This window comes from Roseovarius sp. MBR-79, from assembly GCF_053628555.1.
In genome coordinates, this window is sequence record NZ_JBRJGP010000012.1 from 75,325 (window position 1) to 95,269 (window position 19,945).

At 66.7% G+C, this 19,945-nt stretch carries 21 protein-coding genes; 11 read left to right on the forward strand and 10 right to left on the reverse strand.

From position 1 onward, the window contains the following. Positions 1-98 precede the first annotated feature (98 nt). Complete coding sequence (locus tag ACSSV8_RS13490; protein WP_454282779.1) at positions 99-1,220, forward strand: aminodeoxychorismate synthase component I; 1,122 nt, start codon at positions 99-101, stop codon at positions 1,218-1,220. Positions 1,221-1,224: 4 nt separating this feature from the next. Here ACSSV8_RS13490 and ACSSV8_RS13495 read toward each other — a convergent pair whose 3' ends face one another. The 3 genes from ACSSV8_RS13495 to ACSSV8_RS13505 form a co-directional block, all read right to left on the reverse strand. Continuing rightward, on the reverse strand, positions 1,225-2,454 hold the full coding sequence (locus tag ACSSV8_RS13495; RefSeq protein ID WP_354539312.1) for a cyclopropane-fatty-acyl-phospholipid synthase family protein: 1,230 nt from the start codon (positions 2,452-2,454) through the stop codon (positions 1,225-1,227). Positions 2,455-2,760: 306 nt separating this feature from the next. Further along, entirely contained in the window at positions 2,761-3,540 is a 780-nt protein-coding gene (locus ACSSV8_RS13500; RefSeq protein WP_354539212.1) for a Bax inhibitor-1/YccA family protein, read from the reverse strand. A 132-nt stretch (positions 3,541-3,672) separates the two neighbouring features. After that, positions 3,673-3,867: a DUF1127 domain-containing protein gene (locus tag ACSSV8_RS13505; RefSeq protein WP_354539211.1), complete on the reverse strand. Its 195-nt coding sequence runs from the start codon at positions 3,865-3,867 to the stop codon at positions 3,673-3,675. Between the two features lie 123 nt (positions 3,868-3,990). Between ACSSV8_RS13505 and ACSSV8_RS13510 the strand changes: the two genes are divergently transcribed. Then, the gene (locus ACSSV8_RS13510; RefSeq protein ID WP_354539210.1) at positions 3,991-4,884 is read left to right on the forward strand and encodes a LysR family transcriptional regulator; all 894 of its coding nucleotides are present in this window, start codon (positions 3,991-3,993) and stop codon (positions 4,882-4,884) included. 54 nt (positions 4,885-4,938) lie between these two features. Here the strand turns inward: ACSSV8_RS13510 and ACSSV8_RS13515 are convergent, their stop codons facing one another. Next, positions 4,939-5,919 (reverse strand): NADPH:quinone oxidoreductase family protein, encoded by a 981-nt coding sequence (locus ACSSV8_RS13515; RefSeq protein WP_454282780.1) that lies wholly within the window; start codon positions 5,917-5,919, stop codon positions 4,939-4,941. A 315-nt stretch (positions 5,920-6,234) separates the two neighbouring features. Here ACSSV8_RS13515 and ACSSV8_RS13520 point away from each other — a divergent pair, with 315 nt between their 5' ends. Then, positions 6,235-6,597: a helix-turn-helix domain-containing protein gene (locus ACSSV8_RS13520; protein ID WP_454282781.1), complete on the forward strand. Its 363-nt coding sequence runs from the start codon at positions 6,235-6,237 to the stop codon at positions 6,595-6,597. 54 nt (positions 6,598-6,651) lie between these two features. Next, on the forward strand, positions 6,652-7,443 hold the full coding sequence (locus ACSSV8_RS13525) for an inositol monophosphatase family protein (RefSeq protein ID WP_454282782.1): 792 nt from the start codon (positions 6,652-6,654) through the stop codon (positions 7,441-7,443). Positions 7,444-7,445: 2 nt separating this feature from the next. Here the strand turns inward: ACSSV8_RS13525 and ACSSV8_RS13530 are convergent, their stop codons facing one another. Further along, positions 7,446-7,682: a hypothetical protein gene (locus ACSSV8_RS13530; protein WP_454282783.1), complete on the reverse strand. Its 237-nt coding sequence runs from the start codon at positions 7,680-7,682 to the stop codon at positions 7,446-7,448. A 136-nt stretch (positions 7,683-7,818) separates the two neighbouring features. Here ACSSV8_RS13530 and mgtE point away from each other — a divergent pair, with 136 nt between their 5' ends. Beyond that, positions 7,819-9,216: a magnesium transporter gene (gene mgtE, locus ACSSV8_RS13535; protein ID WP_454282784.1), complete on the forward strand. Its 1,398-nt coding sequence runs from the start codon at positions 7,819-7,821 to the stop codon at positions 9,214-9,216. Further along, complete coding sequence (locus ACSSV8_RS13540; protein ID WP_454282785.1) at positions 9,213-9,782, forward strand: 5-formyltetrahydrofolate cyclo-ligase; 570 nt, start codon at positions 9,213-9,215, stop codon at positions 9,780-9,782. The genes mgtE and ACSSV8_RS13540 overlap by 4 nt, the downstream gene beginning before the upstream one ends. A 13-nt stretch (positions 9,783-9,795) precedes the next feature. Here ACSSV8_RS13540 and murD read toward each other — a convergent pair whose 3' ends face one another. Beyond that, complete coding sequence (gene murD, locus ACSSV8_RS13545) at positions 9,796-11,205, reverse strand: UDP-N-acetylmuramoyl-L-alanine--D-glutamate ligase (protein ID WP_454282786.1); 1,410 nt, start codon at positions 11,203-11,205, stop codon at positions 9,796-9,798. Positions 11,206-11,380: 175 nt separating this feature from the next. Here murD and ACSSV8_RS13550 point away from each other — a divergent pair, with 175 nt between their 5' ends. The 3 genes from ACSSV8_RS13550 to rpmG all read left to right on the forward strand — a co-directional run bounded on the left by ACSSV8_RS13550 (position 11,381) and on the right by rpmG (position 14,992). Further along, entirely contained in the window at positions 11,381-13,921 is a 2,541-nt protein-coding gene (locus ACSSV8_RS13550) for a putative PEP-binding protein (RefSeq protein WP_454282787.1), read from the forward strand. 172 nt (positions 13,922-14,093) lie between these two features. Beyond that, the gene (locus ACSSV8_RS13555; RefSeq protein WP_454282788.1) at positions 14,094-14,708 is read left to right on the forward strand and encodes a cell wall hydrolase; all 615 of its coding nucleotides are present in this window, start codon (positions 14,094-14,096) and stop codon (positions 14,706-14,708) included. Between the two features lie 116 nt (positions 14,709-14,824). Beyond that, entirely contained in the window at positions 14,825-14,992 is a 168-nt protein-coding gene (gene rpmG, locus ACSSV8_RS13560) for a 50S ribosomal protein L33 (protein ID WP_007799108.1), read from the forward strand. Between the two features lie 141 nt (positions 14,993-15,133). On the opposite strand, the gene gap is transcribed toward rpmG, so the two are convergent. From gap to ACSSV8_RS13575, 3 genes are all read right to left on the reverse strand, one after another. Continuing rightward, on the reverse strand, positions 15,134-16,135 hold the full coding sequence (gene gap, locus ACSSV8_RS13565) for a type I glyceraldehyde-3-phosphate dehydrogenase (RefSeq protein WP_454282789.1): 1,002 nt from the start codon (positions 16,133-16,135) through the stop codon (positions 15,134-15,136). Positions 16,136-16,290: 155 nt separating this feature from the next. Beyond that, positions 16,291-16,986 (reverse strand): sirohydrochlorin chelatase, encoded by a 696-nt coding sequence (locus ACSSV8_RS13570; RefSeq protein ID WP_454282790.1) that lies wholly within the window; start codon positions 16,984-16,986, stop codon positions 16,291-16,293. Positions 16,987-17,003: 17 nt separating this feature from the next. Further along, on the reverse strand, positions 17,004-17,342 hold the full coding sequence (locus tag ACSSV8_RS13575; RefSeq protein ID WP_454282791.1) for a TraR/DksA C4-type zinc finger protein: 339 nt from the start codon (positions 17,340-17,342) through the stop codon (positions 17,004-17,006). A gap of 83 nt (positions 17,343-17,425) precedes the next feature. Here ACSSV8_RS13575 and cysE point away from each other — a divergent pair, with 83 nt between their 5' ends. Next, the gene (cysE, locus tag ACSSV8_RS13580) at positions 17,426-18,247 is read left to right on the forward strand and encodes a serine O-acetyltransferase (protein ID WP_454282792.1); all 822 of its coding nucleotides are present in this window, start codon (positions 17,426-17,428) and stop codon (positions 18,245-18,247) included. A 5-nt stretch (positions 18,248-18,252) separates the two neighbouring features. Beyond that, complete coding sequence (locus ACSSV8_RS13585; RefSeq protein WP_454282793.1) at positions 18,253-18,606, forward strand: DMT family protein; 354 nt, start codon at positions 18,253-18,255, stop codon at positions 18,604-18,606. Positions 18,607-18,642: 36 nt separating this feature from the next. Here the strand turns inward: ACSSV8_RS13585 and ACSSV8_RS13590 are convergent, their stop codons facing one another. Continuing rightward, positions 18,643-19,944, reverse strand: a complete 1,302-nt coding sequence (locus tag ACSSV8_RS13590; protein WP_454282794.1) for a pyruvate dehydrogenase complex dihydrolipoamide acetyltransferase — start codon at positions 19,942-19,944, stop codon at positions 18,643-18,645. Between the last annotated feature and the right edge of the window lies 1 nt (position 19,945).

Genomic DNA, 19,945 nt, shown 5'->3' on the forward strand with positions numbered 1-19,945 from the left:
CCATCCCCCTGCGCGAATCCGTGGCAAAGCGACGTTTTTGTGGGTGGCGCGTGCGGGTAGCAAGGCTAAATAGCCCCTACCACGCTGGCGGAGTCATCATGCGGATCAGGTTCGACCACGGCCCCGACGGGGCGGCTTGCGCCTTTGCTGCCCCCGAGCGCCTCATCGTGGCGCAGGAGGCGGCGGAGGTGGCACCTGCGCTTGCCGCGCTCGATGCGGCGCGGGCGGGTGGGGCCTGGGTCGCGGGCTTTGCCAGCTACGAGATGGGCTTCGCGCTCGAGCCGCGCCTTTTGCCTCTGATGCCCGCACGCCGCCGCCTGCCGCTCTTGCAGTTCGGGGTCTATGATGGCCCGCAGGCGGCGGCGGCGCTGGCCGCCTGTCGCGCCGCACTGGGCCGCGCACGGCCCGACTGGGACGCCGCGCGCTATGCGCAGGCCTTCGCGCGGGTTCACGCGCTGATAGGCGCGGGCGACATCTATCAGGCCAACCTGACCTTTCCGCTTGCCCTTGCCGCCACCGGCAGCGCGCAGGCGCTTTTTGCCGCGCTCGCCGCAGTGCAGCCGGTGCGTTATGGTGCCCTGATCGAGGCCGACGGCTTGCCCGCGATCCTGTCGCGCTCGCCCGAGCTTTTCTTTCGCACCGATGCCGCAGGCGGGATCGAGACGCGCCCCATGAAGGGCACGCAACCCCGCAGCACCGACCCGGCCGAGGATGCGCGGCGGCGCTTCTTCCTGCAATCGGACGAGAAGAACCGCGCCGAAAACCTGATGATCGTGGACCTTTTGCGCAACGATATCAGCCGGGTGAGCCTGTCCGGCTCTGTCCGAGTGCCCGAGCTTTTCACCGTCGAGAGCTATGAGACCGTCCACCAGATGACCTCGCGCATCACCGCGCGGCTTTTGCCCGGCACGGGCCTTGCCGCGATCCTCGGCGCGCTCTTTCCCTGCGGCTCGATCACCGGCGCGCCCAAGATCCGCGCGATGGAGATCCTCGCCGGGGTCGAGGCGCGCGCGCGCGACATCTATTGCGGCACCATCGGCTGGGCCGCCCCCGATGGGCGCGCCGAATTCAACGTGGCCATCCGCACGCTGATGCTGGAGGGGGGCGCGGCGCGGCTCGACGTGGGGGGCGGCGTGGTTCATGACAGCACGGCCGCGGGCGAATACGAGGAGGCGCTGTGGAAGGCGCGCTTTGCCCGCCTTGCCGCGCCGGTGACATGAGCGGCTATTCTGCCGCCCGCTTCAGCCCCGCCGCTTCGTCCCGATAAAGGTAGTCGCGGGTCAGCGGCACCGCGTCCTGTTTCGGTGTCATCTGGAACTGGAACACCACCTGATTGTAGAGCCGAAAGGTCAGCTCGCTGGCAATGAGGTAATAGCGCCACATCCGGCAGAACCGATCATCATAGAGCGCGCGCGCCTTGTCGATATTGGCCTCGAACCGCGCGCGCCATTCGCGCAGCGTCTCGGCATAGTGCAGACGCCAGACCTCGACATCGGTGGTCACCAGCTTGTGCCGCTCCACCGCCGACACCGCCTCGGACATGGACGGGCAGTAACCGCCGGGGAAGATGTATTTGAGGATCCACGGGCTTGTCGCCGCAGGCGGCCCCGCGCGCCCGATCGTGTGGATGAGCGCCACGCCGTCATCGGCCAGAAGCCGCCGCACCGTGGCGAAATAGGCGTCGTAATGCGGCACGCCGACATGCTCGAACATGCCCACCGACACGATGCGGTCGAAATGTCCCGTCACGTCGCGGTAATCCATCAACTCGAACCGCGCCCGGTCTGCCAGCCCCGCTTTTTCGGCGCGCATGTTGGCCATGGCGTGCTGTTCGCGCGAGAGGGTGACGCCCGTGACATCGGCCCCGAAGTCGCGCGCGAGCATCAACCCCATACCGCCCCAGCCGCAGCCGATATCGAGCACGCGCATCCCCGGCTCTATCAGCAGCTTCTTGGCGATATGCTGTTTCTTGGCCTCTTGCGCCTCTTCCAGGGTCATGCCCTCACGTGCGAAATAGGCGCAGGAATATTGCCGGTCCGCATCAAGGAAGAGATCGTAGAGATCGCCCGACAGGTCATAATGATGCGCCACGTTGGCCTGTGCGCGCGCCGCCGGGTTGAACTGATCCCACCGCCGCTTGAGCCAGCGCAGCGCCTCGAGCGGGCGGCGGAACGCGGGCTGTCCCTGTGCCGCGATGTTGACCATGGCAAGGCTGAGAAAGCCGTAGACATCATCGCCCTCGACGGTGAAGGAGCCGTCCATATACCCCTCTCCCACCCCCATGTCGGGCGAAAGCACGATGCGGCGCGGCAGGCTCGGGTCGCTCATCGCCACGGAGATTTCGGGGCCATCGCCGGGGCCATAGCTGCGCCGCACCCCGTCGGGATATGTCACATGAAGCCGCCCCTGGCGGAAGAAATGGCGCAACAGCCGGTCAAGCGCACTGGTCCACATCGCACACCTCCAATCCCGCGCCTCATCGGCGCATTCTTCGGCGGTCTGTTCCTGCTCCACTCCCCCCTATTCTACCGAAATCGCCTTGTCTGTAAACGGCTTCTGCCGTGCCCCCGAGACGAACGCATTAGGCCGGTATCGGTGTGCGCAGGACAGGCCGACGCCGAGGGAGGGGCGCTATCGCTGCGTTTCGAGGACGGGCAGGCGGCCTTGCGATCCGGGCCTGGTGGCACGTCAGGACGCGGGTCGCAAAGAAAAAGGGCCGGTCCTCACGGACCGGCCCCCGACATGATCTTTCGGCAGGACCTATTCCTGCTGACCCATGAACATGAGCAGGAACTGGAACATGTTCAGGAAGCTGATGTAGAGGCTCAGCGCGCCGTCATAGGCGGCCTTGTCCAGCCATTCCTGATCGCCATGCGCGGCATGGGCGACATAGGTGCTCTTGATCTCCTGCGTGTAGAAGGCCGTCAGCCCCGCGAAGATCAGCAGGCCGATGGCCGAGATGGCGAACATCATCGCGGGCGATTGCAGGAAGATGTTGAGGATCATCGCCACGATCAGGCCGATCACGCCCATGATCAGGAAGGTGCCCCAGCCCGAGATGTCCTTTTTCGTGGTGTAGCCCCAGAGCGAGAGGCCGGCAAAGGCAATCGCCGTCACGAGAAAGGTCTGCACGATCGAGAAACTGGTAAAGACCAGAAAGATCGAGCTGAGCGAGATACCGATCAGCGCCGCGAAGCCGAAGAAGGCAAGCTGCACGCCCGCAGCCGACGCGCGGCGCATCACAGCGCCCCAGCCAAGGAAGATGAACGCAAGCGGTGCCAGCATCACCACCCATTTGAGCGGCGAGAGATAAAGCGCCGCACCAAGGCCCGAAAGCAGCTTGCCGTTGGGAAGCTGCGCGGCGGCCGCCGAAGGATCGGTGGTCACCGCCAGCCCGGCTATGGCCCATGCCGCCAGCGCGGTGATGAGCATGCCGACGGACATGGTGCCGTAGACCTTGTTCATGTGCGCGCGCAGGCCCGCGTCAATCTCGGCGGTGCGAACGCCCGGCGCCGTCCGGATTGTGTTGAACTCTGCCATAGATACCTCCAGTTGAATGGCCACCCCGTCGCGGGGCTTTGGGGGTAATATCGGCAAGGCAGGCGGGCGTTTCAAGTATTTCCGACGGTTTCCGACATGTTTTTGCGCGGGGGCCGCGCAACGGCCCGTGAATCACGCAGGCAGGTCCCAGAACGGGCGTCCCGCCTCGTGCTTTGCCTCGGCGCGGGTCAGGCCCAGATCGGCCAGCGCGGCGTCATCCAGCCGCTCGAGCGCGCGGCGCTGCTGCCAGACCGCGATCATGCGCAAAACGGCAGAGCGGTGCGGCAGGTCAAAGGGCAGGGCGGGGGCAAGGGCGCGGGGCGACATGGGTTATCCTTCTCTTGACGTGACGCGGTGGTCATGGTCCATCTCTCGCGTTGATCTTTTCGCGCAATCGGATCAATTTTGAAAATGAATGTTTGTGGAATGCACCATCACAAGGATTGAACGATGCGCAACCTCGACATCGCCACCCTGCGCGCGATCGTCGCCGTGGCCGATCATGGCGGCGTCACGCGGGCGGCGGCCATGCTCAACCTCACGCAATCCGCCGTCTCGATGCAGATCAAGCGGCTGGAAGAGATGCTGGGGCTTGCGCTGTTTGACCGGGCCAACCGGCGCGTGGCGCTCACGGCCTCGGGCGAGCAGCTTTTGCGCTATGCCCGGCGCATTCTCGACCTCAATGACGAGGCCGTGGCGCGGCTGACCGAGCCGGTCTATGAGGGCGAGTTGAGCCTCGGCATCCCGGATGACATCGTCTACCCGGTCGTGCCGCGCGTGCTCAAGCAGATCAACGCCGCCTATCCGCGTGTCAACGTCAACCTGCGCGCCAGCAATACCGTGCGGTTGCGTGCGGCGCTTGCGCGCGGCGAGATGGACCTGATCCTGACCACCGAGGAAGGGGTGGAGCCCGGCGGCGAGACCCTGACCGAAATCCCCCTGCGCTGGAGCGGGGCGCGGGGCGGGCACTGCTGGAAGCGCCGCCCGCTGCGCCTTGCCTTCACGCGCACCTGCATTTTCCGCAGCGTGGTGGAGCGCCGTCTCGATGCGGCGGGGATCGACTGGGAAATGGCGGTCATCTCGGACGATGTGCGCGCGGTCGAGGCGTTGGTGAGCGCCGATCTTGCCGTGGGGGCGCTGCTGGAGACCTCGATCCCGTCGCAGCAAGAAGCGATTGCGGCAGGCGATGCGCTCCCCGATCTTGGGGCGCAGAAAATCAACCTCTATGCGCGCGCGGGCGGCGATCCGCTGATCGGGGCGATGGCCGGGTTTCTGCGGCAGGGCTTCGGCTGCGAGGCGGCGGTGGCGGCGCGGCCCCGCCCGGCGCAGTCGGACGCGGCCTGAGCGCCCCCGAGGTGCCGATACCACCGGGCAGAGCTTGCACGTCAATGGTGGGGCTTACCTGTCGTCGTGACCGGGGGCGGTCGTGACCACGACCTTGCCGGTGGATTTGCGCGCGCGCAGCAACTCGAGCGCCCCGCCCGCGCGGTCCAGTGGCAGGACATGGCTGACATGTGGGCGCAACTGCCCGGCCTCATACCAGGTCAGAAGCTGGCGCAGGCTGTCGGTCACCACCTCGGGTCGGAACGCCAGGTAGCCACCCCAATAGAGACCCATCACGCTCAGGTTCTTGACCAGAAGATGATTGGCGGGGATTTGCGGCACCTCGCCACTGGCAAAACCGATGCTGAGAATCCGCGCCTCGGGGCGGCAGGCGCGCATCGCGGCCTTGAACTGATCGCCGCCCACCGGATCATAGACCACATCCACCCCGCCAAGTGCGCGGCAGGTATCGCGGATATCGTCCTTGGCCGCGTCAATCAGGTGATCGGCACCTGCGTCGCGCGCCACTGCAAGCTTGTCCTCACCGCGCGCGCAGGCGATGACCCGCGCGCCCATCAGCTTGCCGATCTCCACCGCCGTCAGGCCCACGCCCCCCGCCGCGCCGAGAACGAGCAGCGTCTCGCCCTGCTGAAGCCGCGCCTTGTGGTCGAGCGCGACATGGCTGGTGCCATAGGCGATCTGAAAGGCGGCGGCGTCGATAAATCCCATTGCCTCGGGCAGGAGCACGGCGCGCGCCGCCGGGAAGGTGCCGAATTCGGCAAGCCCCCCCTGACCGCCGAACACCGCCACCCGGTCGCCGCGTGCCAGCCCCTCGACGCCGGGGCCAAGTGTCTCGACGGTGCCCGCCACCTCCATGCCGAGGGTAAAGGGGGCCTCGGGCGTGTCCTGATACCGGCCCTCTATCATCAGCAGGTCCGCGAAGTTGAGACCGCAGGCGGCGATCCTGACGCCGATCTCACCCGGTCCGGGGGTTGGCGCGACGATTTCGGCCATGGTGGGGGCGGCCCCTGTCCGGGCGATGTGATAGGCGCGCATGGCGATCCTCCGGTTTTGCCTGGGCGTTGTGGGTAAGCGGGTGCGGCGTGTCTGTCTATCCGATTCGCGCGTCTGCGGGCCATGTGATGCTTACGTGATGATGACGTTACGTAAGGTTCTATCCAATCGGGTACATACCCGCATAAATTGCGGGACCTTTGATCAAATCCCTCGCGGTAAGCGCGAAAAATCTTGTAACGCAAAGGAATTTTGGTAGGGTCGCGCTGACGCTGCTGGGATGCGTGGCGGTCGTTTGTCGACACGGGGATGTGATCGCCCGTGTCTTTGTCAGGTACTTTATTGAGAGGAAAGAACATGCCGCACCCCGTGGATGTCCATGTTGGAAAGCAGATCCGTCACCGCCGTTGGCTGACGGGTATGACCCAGCAACAACTGGCAGAGGCGGTCGGGATCAAGTTTCAGCAGATCCAGAAATACGAGACCGGCGCGAATCGTGTGAGCGCATCCCGGCTCTGGGATATCGCCGAGGCTCTCGAGGTGGACGTTTCGTTCTTTTTCGACGGACTCACCAAGGAAGAGGGCGGCGGGACGACGCTTCCGGCCGATATCATCGGTGACAAGGAGGCGCTCGATCTGGTGCGCTCCTATTACGCGATCCCGGAAAACCAGCGCCGCCGCCTGTTCGATCTTGCCCGCGTGTTGAGCGAGGTGGCTTGAGGCCAACCGCCCCGCAGGCTATGGCACCCACAAAGACTGTGGTGGGGCCGGACAATGGATCACGATGCGATCATGACAACGGCGCACGCGCTGGCAGATGCCGCGCGGGCGACGATCCTGCCGTATTTCAGGGGCGATGCGCTCGATACCGAGAACAAGCACGCCTCGGGCGGGTTCGATCCCGTGACGGCCGCCGACCGCGCCGCCGAGCGCGCGATGCGCGCCGTGCTGGCGCGGATGCGCCCCGAGGATGGTATCCTGGGTGAGGAATACGGCGCGCAGGCCGGTCAAAGTGGCCTGACCTGGGTGCTTGATCCGATCGACGGCACCCGTGCCTTCATGGCGGGCGCGCCCACCTGGGGGGTGCTGGTCGCGGTGGCGAACGGCAGCGGCCCGATCTACGGTCTCATTGATCAACCCTATATCGGCGAGCGGTTCGAGGGCGGCTTTGGCCGCGCCCGGATGACCGGGCCGCAGGGCACGCGCGTCTTGCGCACCCGTGGCAACCGGCCACTGGCAGAGTGCGTGCTCTTCACCACCTTCCCCGAAGTGGGCAGTCCCGAGGAGGGGGCCGCTTTCGCCGCCCTGTCGCGGCAGGTGAAGCTGACGCGCTACGGGCTCGATTGCTATGCCTATGCGCTGCTCGCCGCCGGACAGATCGATCTGGTGGTGGAGGCGGGGCTGGCGGCCTATGACATTCAGGCCCCGATCGCCGTGATCGAGGCCGCAGGCGGCATCGTGACCGACTGGAACGGCGACCCTGTGCATGAGGGCGGGCGCGCCGTCGCGGCGGCAGGCCCCGAGCAACACGCGGCGGCGCTGGAAATCCTGTCGCGCCTGGCCTGATCTCAGCCGAAGATGCGCGGCTTGAGCTTCAGGATTGTCGCACCCATCTCCGCGCTGATCTCGCGCGCTGCCGCCAGCGCCTCCTGATGCGCGCCGTATCCCTTGGCCACCGCCGCCTCGATGGTGGCGCTCTGCACCATCGCGGCCACGAGTTCGGGATGATCACGCGCATAGCCCGGCCCGAAGGCCGCATCTATGGCGGCAATGGCCTCCGAGAGATGGCGGGCGGGATCGGTCATGGGCGGCTCCTTTCTCGTTGTTCGAAGAAAGTAGCGCGTCCGCCTGCGCGGTAAATCTCGGTCCCTGCGATTGTTTTCCGCGCCCGCACTCCCTATTCAGGCGCAAGACGACACCGACCGCGCGAAAGGGGAGACCATGGCCGAGACCGATGACGACCTGACCCCCGATACGGCCCCCGAGGCCGAGGATGACACGCCGCTCAGCCGCGCGCGCATCTCGCGCATCATGTATGCGCTCGACACAGAGGACCGCGATCTTCTGTGGTCCGAGATGGAGCCGCTCCACGCCGCCGACATCGCCGACCTTCTCGAACAGATCAACGCCTATGACCGGCGCCGCCTGATCACGCTTTACGGGCAGGAATTCGACGGCGAGATCCTGTCGGAACTGGACGAATCGATCCGCGAGGAGGTCATCGGCCTGCTGACGCCCGAGGTTCTGGCCGAGGCGGTGCGCGAGCTTGATTCCGACGATGTGGTGGACCTTGTCGAGGATCTGGAGGACGACCAGCAGGCCGCGATCCTCGACATTCTCGAGGATAGCGACCGCGTCGCCGTCGAGCAATCGCTCACCTATCCGGAATATTCCGCCGGTCGCCTCATGCAGCGCGAGGTGGTCATGGCCCCCGAACACTGGAGCGTGGGCGAGGCCATTGATTTTCTGCGCAATGCCGAGGAATTGCCCGAACAGTTCTATCATGTCACTCTGGTCGATCCGCGCCTGCACCCGGTGGGCAATGTCACGCTTGGACGCCTGATGGCCTCGCGCCGCGCGGTGCCGTTGCGCGATCTGGTGGAAGAGACGTTTCACCTCTTCAAGGTGACCGATGAAGAGGCCGATGTCGCCTATGCCTTCAACCAGTATCACCTGATTTCCGCGCCGGTGGTGGACGAGGCCGGGCGGCTTGTGGGCGTCATCACCATCGACGATGCGATGATCGTTCTGGACGAGGAACACGAGGAGGACATCCTGCGCCTTGCCGGTGTGGGCGAAGAGGGCGGCTTTTCCGGGCCGCTGATGGTGACGATCCGCAACCGGGCGCTGTGGCTTTTCGTGAACCTGCTGACGGCGATCCTTGCCTCTCTGGTGATCAACCGTTTCGCCGATACGATCGACCAGATGGTTGCCTTGGCGGTGCTCATGCCCATCGTCGCCTCGATGGGCGGCAATGCGGGCACGCAGACGATGACGGTGGCGGTGCGGGCGCTGGCCACGCGCGACCTGACCGCGCGCAACGCGCTGCGGATGATCGGACGCGAGATCACCGTGGGCGCGGCCAATGGTGCCGTTTTCGGCGTGGTGATGGCGCTTGTGGCGGGGGTCTGGTTCGGTGTGCCGGTGCTGGCCGCCGTGATCGCAGTGTCCATGCTGCTCACGCTGGTGGCCGCGGCGTTTGGCGGAATCGCCATTCCCATGGCGCTCGAGCGCGCAGGGATCGACCCCGCGCTTGCTTCGGGGCCGTTCGTGACCACGATCACCGATGTGGTGGGGTTTCTCACCTTTCTGGGCCTTGCCTCGCTGGTGCTGCTATGAGCGATCTGGCCGATGCCAAGGCCGCCGCGCGCAAGGCGGCCCTGGCCCGCCGCGCCGCCGCGCACCGCGCCTGCCCGCCGGGTGCGGCGGCGCTTTTGTCGTCGGTGCTGGCAGGCTATCGCGGCGTGCCGCTGGCGGGCTACATGCCGATCCGCTCCGAGATCGACCCCCTGCCCGCCATGGCCGAGGCCGCCGCGCATGGCCCTGTTGCGGTGCCGGTGATCGAGGGGGCGGGGCTACCTTTGCAGTTTTCAAGGTGGTCACCGGGCTGCGCGCTGCGCGACGGGCCGTTCGGGGCAAAGGTGCCGGAGGTGAATGACTTCATCACACCCGAAATCCTGATCGTGCCGCTGGTGGCGTTTGACCGCGCGGGCGGGCGGCTGGGCTATGGCGGCGGGTTCTACGACCGGACGCTGCAAGGGCTGCGCGCCCTGCGCCCGACCCTTGCCATCGGCTTTGCCTATGGCGCGCAGGAGGCCGAGGGCCTGCCGCTGGAGCCTACGGATCAACCCCTCGACATGGTCGTGACCGAAGCCGAGGTGATCGACAGGCCGCGCCGGGGCTGAACCGGGGCGGCGCTCAGGCCTCTGGACCAAGCCGGGCCCGCACCTCGGCCATGAAATCCTCGCCGCGCTTCTCGAAATTGTCGTATTGGTCAAAGCTGGCGGCGGCGGGGGCGAGCAGTACCACCTCGCCCGGCTGCGCCTCGGCCATGGCGCGGTCGACCGCGCGGGCCATGGTGGTGCAGATCTCGACCTCCACCCCCGCAAGCCCCATGGCAAACTGCGCCGCCTCGCGCCCGATCACATAGGCCTTGGCGACATGGGGCAGGGCGGGGGCAAGCGCGCCCAGACCGCCCTCCTTTTCCAGACCGCCGCAGATCCAGCGGATGCGCTCGAAGGCCAGAAGCGCCTTCAGCGCGCTGTCCACGTTGGTGGCCTTGCTGTCGTTGACAAAGCGCACGCCGTCCGCCTCGGCCACAAGCTGCGAGCGGTGTGGCAGGCCCCTGAAACTGTGCAAGCCCGCCTCGATCACGCGCGGGGCAAGGCCAAGGCTGCGGCAGGCGGCATAGGCGGCGCAGGCGTTCTGGTGGTTATGCGCGCCGGGCAGGCCGGGGATGGCGCGCAGGTCGATGGCCCCCACCTGACGGCCCTTGCGGTATTCGCTCAGAAACCCCTTGCGGGCAAAGACCGTCCAGCCGGGGCCGGTCAGCTTGCCGCTGACCGAGATGCGGATCACCCGGTCATCGCCCGGCGCTTCGGAGAGTTGACCGGCAAGATAGCGCCCCTCGGGCTCGTCCACGCCGATCACGGCGCGGTCCGGTCCGCCCTCCGCAAAGAGCCGCCGCTTGGCCGCGAAATAGCCGCCAAGCCCGCCGTGACGGTCAAGGTGGTCAGGTGAGAAATTGGTGAAAAGGGCGATATCGGGGGTAAGCGCGCGGGCAAGATCGGTCTGGTAGCTGCTGAGCTCCAGCACCACCACGCCGCCCTCTCCGGGCGGGTCGAGATCGAGCACGCCGCGCCCGATATTCCCGGCAAGCTGCGCGGGATGGCCCGCCTCGGTCAGAATGTGGTGAATGAGTGCCGACGTGGTGGATTTGCCGTTCGAGCCGGTGACGGCGATGACCTTGGGCGGCTGCTCGAACCCGTCCCACTCGGGCGTGGCGAGCGAGCGGAAGAAGAGACCGATATCGTTGTCGACCGGCACGCCCGCGGCCGTGGCCGCCGCAATGGCGGGATGCGGCGCGGGGTAGAGATGGGGGATGCCGGGGCTGGTGACGAGGCTGGCGATACCGTCAAAGGCCCCGGCGCGGGTGAGGTCCGTGACGGCGAGGCCCTCGGCCTCGGCGCGCGCGCGGCTCTCGGGGTTGTCGTCCCAGACCACCACCCCGGCCCCGCCCGCCAAGAGCGCGCGCGCCGCGGAAAGCCCCGAGCGCCCGAGGCCCAGAACCGCCGCGCGCTGCCCCTCCATGCCCCGCACCCTGATCATTGCGCCCGTCCCTTCCCGAAGCCATCGGCGGAGCGAGAGTGCCCCGGCACCGCAGCGCGCGCAAGCGGGTTCGTCCGGGTCTTGCGTGACGGGGGGATGTCGCGCCGCGCGCGCAACCTCCCCCTTGCCATACCCGGTGTGCGGCGTATGGTGCGGGCAAGCGAGAGGTGCCGCAGTGCAGCAAGACGAGACCCATATCACCCTCATCACCCCGTCGGCCCCGGTGCAGATCGCCACCCATGGCGGGCGGGCGAAATGCCTGCAACGGCTGGTGCGGCTCCATCTGCCGGTCCCGCGCACGCTGGCGCTGTCCTTTGCCGCCGTCCACCGGATCGCGGCCGGAGACATGCCCGACATGGCGCGCCTGCTCGATCCGTTCGGGCCGGGCACGCTTCTTTGTGTGCGCCCCTCCTCGGAGGACCCGGATTGGGGCGGGCCGGGGGCGGTGCTCAATATCGGGATCAACGATGCGCGCTTTGTGGGGTTGTCCGAGCAGATCGGCAAACGCGCGGCTTCGGAAATCTACCTGCGCTTCGTTCAGGGCTACGCGATCCATGTGGCGCGGCTTGACCCGGATATCTTTGACGATGTGGACAATGACCCGGTGAGGGGCCTGTCACAGGCCCTGCGCGCCTATGAGGACGAGACCGACGAGGAATTTCCCCAGGATCCGGCGGTGCAGCTTTCGGAGGTGCTGCGCTCCATGGCGCGCGCCTGGGAAGGCACGACAGCGCGGCTCTTGCGGCAAGCCAAGGGCGCGCCCGCCGATGCGGGCCTTGGCCTTGTGGTGCAGGAACTGGCGCTCGGGCTTGGACCGGGCGAGAGCGGATCGGGTGTCATGCAACTGGTGGACAGCCGCACCGGTGCCGACCAGATCACCGGGCGCTACCTGAGCCAGAGCCAGGGGCGCGACGCGCTGCGCGGCGGCGAGGACGCGCTCTATCTCACGCGCGACCCGCGCGGCCCGTCGCTTCAGGAGCTTGCCCCCGACGCGTTCGACGAGATCCTCGCCCATACCCGTCTCATGCGCGAAAAGCTGCGCGAGGAGATGCAGACCGAATTCACCATCGAGGATGGCCGCGTCTGGATTCTCGATGGCCTCCGCGTGGCGCGCAGCGCGCGCGCGGCGGTGGCCATTGCGGTGCGGATGGCCGAGGACGGTGTCATCACGCGCGAAGAGGCGCTGATGCGGATCGAGCCGCGCGCGCTCAACGAATTGCTGCACCGGCAGGTGGACCCCGACGCGCCGCGCGACATTCTTGCGCGCGGGATTGCCGCGAGCCCCGGCGCGGCCTCCGGCAAGGTCGTCTTTTCGGCAGCCGAGGCGCAGGCGGCGGCGGCGCGTGGCGAGCCCTGCGTTCTGGTGCGCCGCGAGACCAGCACAGAGGATATCCGCGGGATGCATGCCGCGCGCGCCGTGCTGACCGAGCGGGGCGGCATCACCAGCCATGCGGCCGTGATCGGGCGCGGCATCGGCCTGCCCTGCGTGGTGGGGGCCTCGGAGATCCGCTTTCAGACCCGGCGCAAGATGCTGACCATGCCTGACGGGCGCGTGGTCAAGGCGGGCGAGACGATCACCATCGACGGGACCAACGGCCATGTGCTTGCCGGCGAGGCCCCGCTTCTGGAGGCGGCGCGCGACGACGCGTTCCAGACGCTGATGAGCTGGGCCGACGGCACCCGCGACATCGCCGTGCGCGCCAATGCCGACACCCCTGCCGATGCGGAACTGGCGCGCCATTTCAACGCCAAGGGCATCGGCCTGTGCCGGACCGAGCACATGTTCTTCGAAGCCGACCGCCTGACGGTCATGCGCGAGATGATCTTTGCCGACACGCCGGCCGACCGGGCGGCGGTGCTCGAGCGCCTTTTGCCCATGCAGCGCGCGGATTTCGCGGAGCTTTTCCGCATCATGCAGGGGCAGCCTGTCTGCATCCGTCTCTTTGACCCGCCGCTGCACGAGTTCATGCCCGCAGATCGGGCGGGGCATGTGCAACTGGCCGAAGCGCTCGATCTGCCGGTGTCCGATGTCACCCGCCGGGTCGAGGCGCTGGCCGAATACAACCCCATGCTGGGGATGCGCGGCGTGCGTCTGGGCATCACCATGCCCGAGATCTATGACATGCAGGCGCGCGCCATCTTCGAGGCGACGCTGGAGGCCAGCCGGGACGGCGCGCCGGTCGTGCCCGAGATCATGATCCCGCTGGTCAGCGCGCGCCGCGAGGTGGAACTGGTCAAGATGCGGGTGGATGCCGTGGCCGCCGCCGTGCGCAACGAGACCGGGCGCGACTTTGCCTTTCGGCTGGGCGTCATGGTCGAGACGCCGCGCGCGGCGCTGTGCGCCGGAGAGATCGCGCCGCTGGTTTCGTTCCTCAGCTTCGGCACCAACGACCTGACACAGATGACCTATGGCCTGTCGCGCGACGATGCCGGGCGCTTCATGTCGACCTATGTGCAGCAGGGCGTCTACCCGGAGGACCCGTTTCATGTGCTCGATGTCGACGGGGTCGGAGAGCTTTTGCGCATCGGTGCCGAGCGCGGGCGCGCGGCCAACCCGGACGTGGTTCTGTCGATCTGCGGCGAACATGGCGGCAATCCCGAATCAATCGGCTTCTGCCGCGATGTCGGTTTTACCTATGTGAGTTGCTCGCCCTTCCGGGTGCCGGTGGCGCGACTTGCTGCCGCACAGCTTGCCGTGCGCGACAAGATGGGGTAGCGCGCCGCCCGATACGCGCAATATCTGACATGACAAGCCCTTGTTTCTGGACATAAACCGCCATAGGCGGAGCCTTGCCGACCGCTCGGGTGGACCTTTGGACGGCTTTCGTCTAGTGCGCTCGCAACTGACGAGGCGGGCCGCTGGCCTGTCCAAGGCAAGGAGACGATGCATGAAACGGATTCTGTGGACCGTAGCGCTGGCTGCGGGGCTGACAGGCCCGGTGCTGGCGGATACCCCCGTAACACGATTGATGGAACAGGAAACGCGCGCGCTGCGCGCCATTCCGGGCGACCGCATGGCCAGCTATATCAGCCGCCCCGAGATCGGGATCGACTATTCCCGAGAGTGGCTCAGCCAGCAGCGTGTGGGCACGCTCGACCGCGAGACGCACTGCCTCGCCGAGGCGCTTTATTTCGAGGCCCGCGGCGAGAGCGTGCGCGGGCAGTTCGCGGTGGCCGAGGTGATCCTCAACCGCGTTGACAGCACCGCCTTTCCCGATACGCTCTGCGGCGTGATCCATCAGGGCACGGGGCGCAAGTATCAGTGCCAGTTCACCTATACCTGTGACGGCAACTCCGACACCATCGCCAACAAGGGCGCTTTTGATCAGGTGAGCCGGGTGGCCCGCCTGATGGTCGAGGGTGCGCCGCGGCGTCTGACCGACGGGGCCACGCATTACCACACCCGCGCTGTCAATCCCCGTTGGGCCCGCGTGTTCCCGCGCACCGCCAGCATCGGCGTGCATCACTTCTACCGCCAGCCGACGCAGCTCTCGCAGAACTGACAGCGGACAACCCGCCTTTGCGCCAGAATCGCGGTTGACTCGCGCGCGCGCGCCGCTAAAAGGCGGGGTTCATGGGATATTCGCGGATGCACGTCATCCGCCGCAGGAGACGACACATGGCGAAGCCGACCACCATCAAGATCCGCCTCAATTCGACCGCGGGCACCGGGCATTTCTACGTGACCAAGAAGAACGCCCGCACCATGACCGAAAAGATGACAGTGCGCAAATACGACCCCGTCGTGCGCAAGCATGTCGAATACAAGGAAGGCAAGATCAAGTAAGATCGCCCCTTGCGACGGTTGCGAAAACCGCGCCCGGTTGGGCGCGGTTTTTCTTTGCGCAATCCGCCCCGAGGCACGGCCCCCGAAATGCAAAACGCCCCGGCGCGGGGGCCGGGGCGCGTCATGTCCGGAAGGCCGGGCTTATTGGAGGCGGCCCATGGCCACGGCCACATCGGCCATGCGGCACGAAAAGCCCCACTCGTTGTCATACCAGGCCAGCACCCGCACCAGCCGCTTGCCGGTGACCTTGGTGAGGTCCGGCGCGAAGATCGAGCTTTCCTCGGTATGGTTGAAGTCGATGGAGACCTTGGGCTCCGGGTCATATCCCAGAACACCCTTCATCGCGCCCGCTGCCGCCTCGGCCACGACCTCGTTGACGTCCGCCTTGGTCACGTCACGCTCGGCGATGAACGTCAGGTCCACCGCCGAGACATTGGGCGTGGGCACACGGATGGCCGAACCGTCAAGACGCCCTGCAAGCTCCGGCAGCACCTCGCCAAGCGCCTTCGCGGCCCCGGTGGAGGTGGGGATCATCGACATGGCGGCGGCGCGGGCGCGGTAGAGGTCATTGTGGCGGCGGTCCAGCGTCGGCTGATCGCCGGTATAGGCGTGGATCGTGGTCATGATGCCCGATTCGATGCCGATCCCCTCATGCAGCACCTTGGCCAGCGGCGCGAGACAGTTGGTGGTGCAGGAGCCGTTCGAGATCATCTTCTCGCCCGATTGCAGCATCGCGTCGTTGACGCCGAAAACCACGGTGCGGTCCACGTTCTTGGCAGGCGCCGAGATCAGCACCTTGCGTGCGCCGCGCTCCAGGTGCGCGCGGGCCTTGAGGCCGTCGTTGAAATTGCCGGTGCACTCGAGCACCACATCGACACCCTCCCAATCCAGCTCGTTGAGATCGTATGTCGACATCACGTCAATCGGTCCGCGCCCCAGATCGAGCGTGCGGCCCTCCACCGTGACCGTGTGGCCAAAGCGGCCATGCACGCTGTCGTAGCGCATCAGATGTGCGGCGGTCTCGATCGGGCCGGTGGCGTTGACCTTGACGACCTTGATATCGTTGCGCAGGCTCTCGGAAATGTGGGCCAGCGTGCAGCGGCCGATGCGGCCGAAACCATTGATGCCGACGGTAATTGTCATGGGGCGACTCCTGTTCGGAAGGTTACGCGCGGTATAGACGGCGCGCGCGCGTTCGGGAAGCCGCAATGCGGTTGTTTTTGACTGATTTTCAGTATGTTAGCGATAACCGTTATCGCAAAGGCCGTGGACGGGGTGATGGTTGCGCTAACGGTGCGTCAGCCCGCGCCCGCGATTTCGCGCGCGACAAGGCCGGACACGGCGGGCGCGCAGCCTATGGGGCGCAGGCGCAATCCGGCAAAGCCCGCCGCATCGAGCGCCTCGGGAATGTCGTCCACCACATGCCCGCCCTCGGCGGCGAAGAAGGGCAGGCAAAGGCTGCGCGCGCCCAAGCCCTGTGCCGCGTCGGCCAGATAGGGGGCCTCCTCGACAAAGCCCACGCGGATCTCCGCAAGCGGCAGATGCGCGGCCAGCGCCTTGGCAAAGGCATTGGTGTCGCGCGCGGAATTGGGGCTGCGACCCGAGCCATGCGCGGCGATGAAGGCGCGCACGTCGTCGGCTTGCCAGCCCGCCGTCGCAATCTCCGCGCGCAGAAGATCGGCGGCAAGCGCGGGCAGGGCGGGCGAGACGCCCAAGGGGCGCAGGATCACGGCCTCGGGCGCGGCGCTCAGCCGATTGCGCAGGTTCTCGCCGGTAAACCAGCCCTCGGTCATGAAAAGCGGATAGATGCGCGGGGCGGTGCCAGCGGCGGCCAGCGCCGCGTCGAGCGCGCCGGGTTTGGCCAGCGTTGCAGCCCCCACATGCCAGCCGGGCAGGGCCTGTGAAACCTTGTGCGCGAACCCCAGAAGCTCCGCCTCTGCCGGGTCCGGGTCGGAGGGTTGGCCGTGGCTGACGATGATGGCGGATAGCTGCATGGTTCCCTCCGGAGGGGTCATCCCCTTGCGCAAGAGATGCAGCGCGTGAGGCCGGGATCAAGGGCCAGCCGCGCCTCGGCAATCTCTTCGCCGCAATCCTCGCAAGTGCCGAATTCTCCCTCGTCGAGACGCGAAAGCGCCGCGCGCAGCCGCCGCCGCTCGATGTCGCGGCGCACATGGGTGGCGCGCGCCATGGCCTGCGATTGCAGCGCGTCCTGACGGCTCAGTCGCCCGACGGACTGCTGATCCAGCTCCACCGTCGCCTGTCCCCCGCGCCCGCGCGCGTCCTCTTCGTCGATCTCGTCCAGCCGCGCCATGATCCGTGTGCGAAAAGCGGTTTGCGTTGCGTGGTCCATCGCCCTACATCCCCTCTGCCGGAGTGGATTTTCTCCACGAAGCGCCTCTGGTATAGTGAAGGCCCGAGAAGGAGACCAGCCCCGTGCCCACCATCAAGACCAAACTGGCCGCATTCGATCCCGTCTGGGTCCAGATCGCGCAAGAGGCGCGGGCGGCGATTGCCGATGAGCCGCTTTTGGGCGGCCTCATTCATTCCAGCGTGCTGCACCATGGCAGCTTCGAATCGGCGTTGGCGTACCGGATTTCGCTCAAGCTCGCGTCGCCCGAGATGCCCGAGCAGATCCTGCGCGAGATCTGCGACAAGGCGCTGGCGGCGGATGCCACCATCGGCCTTGCGGCGCGCGCCGATATCGTTGCCGTGCGCGACCGTGACCCGGCTTGCGACCGGTTTCTTTTGCCGCTCTTGTTCTTCAAGGGCTATCAGGCGGTGCAATGCTACCGGATCGCGCATTGGCTCTGGCGCGAGGGGCGACGCGATCTGGCACGGTTCTACCAGATGCGCTCGTCCGAGGTGTTCGGCGTGGATATTCACCCCGCCGCCCGCATCGGCAAGGGCATCATGATCGACCATGCCCATTCCATCGTCATCGGCGAGACGGCGGTGGTGGGCGACAATGTCTCGATGCTCCATTCGGTCACCCTTGGCGGCACCGGCAAGGAGGAGGAGGACCGCCACCCCAAGATCGGCGACGGCGTGCTGATTGGCGCGGGGGCCAAGGTGCTGGGCAATATCCGCGTCGGCCACTGCTCGCGCATCGCGGCAGGATCGGTGGTGTTGCAGGAGGTGCCGCCCTGCAAGACGGTGGCGGGCGTGCCGGCAAAGATCGTCGGTGAGGCGGGTTGCGATCAGCCGTCGGTCAGCATGGATCAGCTTCTGGGCGTGCGCGGCAGCGAGGACGGCTGACGCGCATGACCGCGCTCTGGCCCTGGCTCGCGCCTGTTCTCCTGCTGAGCCTGTCCAATATCTTCATGACCTTCGCGTGGTATGGGCATCTGAAATTCCCCCATGCCGCGCTTTGGGCCGTGGTCTTGATAAGCTGGGGCATCGCGCTTTTCGAATACATGCTTGCCGTGCCCGCAAACCGCATCGGCCACCGTGTGTATACGGCGGCCGAACTCAAGACCATGCAGGAGGTGATCACCCTGACGGTGTTTGCCGGGTTCTCGGTGCTGTGGCTGAAAGAGCCGCTGACGGTCAATCACCTCGTGGGCTTTGCCCTGATTGCCGCAGGCGCATTCGTGATCTTTCGCGCGCCGCTCTGACGGGGCACCGTTGCGCGGTGCCCCCGGATATGGGCGTCAGGCCAGCATGACCATGGGATTTTCGAGGTTGCCCACGATCTGTTCCAGCAATTGCGCGCCGAGCGCGCCGTCGATCACCCGGTGATCCACCGAGAGCGTGACCGACATGACGGTGGCGACGGTCAATTCGCCATCCTTGCCCACCACCGGCTTTTTCAGCCCCGCGCCAACGGCGAGAATCGCGCCATGGGGCGGGTTGATGACGGCATCGAAATTCTCGATCCCGAACATCCCGAGGTTGGAAATGGCAAAGGTGCCGCCCTGATATTCCTGCGGGGCCAGCTTGCGGTCGCGGGCGCGCTTGGCGAGGTCTTTCATCTCCGCCGACAGCGCCGAGAGCGATTTCATCTCGGCATCCTTGAGCACGGGGGTGAAGAGCCCCCCCTCGATGGCGACGGCCACGGCCACGTCCGAGGGTTTCAGCCTGAGCACCTTGTCGCCTGCCCAGACCGCATTGGCGTCCGGCACCGCCTGAAGCGCGAGCGCACAGGCCTTGATGATGAAGTCGTTGACCGACAGTTTCACGCCCCGTGCCTCAAGCTGCTTGTTGAGGTCGGCGCGGAATTTCATCAGCGCATCAAGACGGATTTCGCGGCGCAGGTAGAAATGCGGCACGGTCTGCTTGGCCTCGGTCAGGCGCGCGGCGATGGTCTTGCGCATTCCGTCAAGCTTGACCTCCTCATAGTCGCGGCCCTGATACATGGCGACCACGGCATCGGTGGAGGGGCCAGAGGGGGCCGCTGCCGGGGCCGCGGCCTTCTCGGTCGGTTTGGCGGCCTCCTTGGCGGTGGATGGTTTGGCGTCCTCGACATCCGCCTTGACGATGCGGCCATGCGGGCCGGAGCCGGTGATCTGCGCGAGGTCCAGCCCCTTCTCGGCGGCGATGCGCCGCGCGAGCGGCGAGGCAAAGACGCGCCCGCCATCGGAGGCTTTCGGCGCGGCAGGGGCCTCGCCCGCCCCTTTCGTGGCAGTCTCGGCGGTGGCTGCGGGCGCGGGGGCCTCGGATTTGGCCGCGTCCGGTTTGGCGGTGCTTGTGCCAATATCCGCCGCGCTCTCGCCCTCTTCCAGCAGCACGGCGATGGCCGTGTTGACCTTTACCCCCTCGCTGCCTTCGGCCACGAGGATCTTGCCGATCACGCCCTCGTCCACGGCCTCGAATTCCATCGTGGCCTTGTCGGTCTCGATCTCGGCCAGCAGGTCGCCCGCCGCAACGGTATCGCCCTCCTTGACCAGCCATTTGGCAAGTGTGCCCTCTTCCATCGTGGGCGAGAGGGCGGGCATGAGAATCTCGGTTGGCATC

Excerpts from the sequence above, each read along its gene's own strand:
- ACSSV8_RS13490 (WP_454282779.1), top strand. The coding sequence starts at position 99 with ATGCGGATCAGGTTCGACCACGGCCCCGACGGGGCGGCTTGCGCCTTT.
- ACSSV8_RS13495 (WP_354539312.1), bottom strand. The coding sequence starts at position 2,454 with ATGTGGACCAGTGCGCTTGACCGGCTGTTGCGCCATTTCTTCCGCCAG.
- ACSSV8_RS13500 (WP_354539212.1), bottom strand. The coding sequence starts at position 3,540 with ATGGCAGAGTTCAACACAATCCGGACGGCGCCGGGCGTTCGCACCGCC.
- ACSSV8_RS13505 (WP_354539211.1), bottom strand. The coding sequence starts at position 3,867 with ATGTCGCCCCGCGCCCTTGCCCCCGCCCTGCCCTTTGACCTGCCGCAC.
- ACSSV8_RS13510 (WP_354539210.1), top strand. The coding sequence starts at position 3,991 with ATGCGCAACCTCGACATCGCCACCCTGCGCGCGATCGTCGCCGTGGCC.
- ACSSV8_RS13515 (WP_454282780.1), bottom strand. The coding sequence starts at position 5,919 with ATGCGCGCCTATCACATCGCCCGGACAGGGGCCGCCCCCACCATGGCC.
- ACSSV8_RS13520 (WP_454282781.1), top strand. The coding sequence starts at position 6,235 with ATGCCGCACCCCGTGGATGTCCATGTTGGAAAGCAGATCCGTCACCGC.
- ACSSV8_RS13525 (WP_454282782.1), top strand. The coding sequence starts at position 6,652 with ATGGATCACGATGCGATCATGACAACGGCGCACGCGCTGGCAGATGCC.
- ACSSV8_RS13530 (WP_454282783.1), bottom strand. The coding sequence starts at position 7,682 with ATGACCGATCCCGCCCGCCATCTCTCGGAGGCCATTGCCGCCATAGAT.
- mgtE (WP_454282784.1), top strand. The coding sequence starts at position 7,819 with ATGGCCGAGACCGATGACGACCTGACCCCCGATACGGCCCCCGAGGCC.
- ACSSV8_RS13540 (WP_454282785.1), top strand. The coding sequence starts at position 9,213 with ATGAGCGATCTGGCCGATGCCAAGGCCGCCGCGCGCAAGGCGGCCCTG.
- murD (WP_454282786.1), bottom strand. The coding sequence starts at position 11,205 with ATGATCAGGGTGCGGGGCATGGAGGGGCAGCGCGCGGCGGTTCTGGGC.
- ACSSV8_RS13555 (WP_454282788.1), top strand. The coding sequence starts at position 14,094 with ATGAAACGGATTCTGTGGACCGTAGCGCTGGCTGCGGGGCTGACAGGC.
- rpmG (WP_007799108.1), top strand. The coding sequence starts at position 14,825 with ATGGCGAAGCCGACCACCATCAAGATCCGCCTCAATTCGACCGCGGGC.
- gap (WP_454282789.1), bottom strand. The coding sequence starts at position 16,135 with ATGACAATTACCGTCGGCATCAATGGTTTCGGCCGCATCGGCCGCTGC.
- ACSSV8_RS13570 (WP_454282790.1), bottom strand. The coding sequence starts at position 16,986 with ATGCAGCTATCCGCCATCATCGTCAGCCACGGCCAACCCTCCGACCCG.
- ACSSV8_RS13575 (WP_454282791.1), bottom strand. The coding sequence starts at position 17,342 with ATGGACCACGCAACGCAAACCGCTTTTCGCACACGGATCATGGCGCGG.
- ACSSV8_RS13585 (WP_454282793.1), top strand. The coding sequence starts at position 18,253 with ATGACCGCGCTCTGGCCCTGGCTCGCGCCTGTTCTCCTGCTGAGCCTG.
- ACSSV8_RS13590 (WP_454282794.1), bottom strand. The coding sequence starts at position 19,944 with ATGCCAACCGAGATTCTCATGCCCGCCCTCTCGCCCACGATGGAAGAG.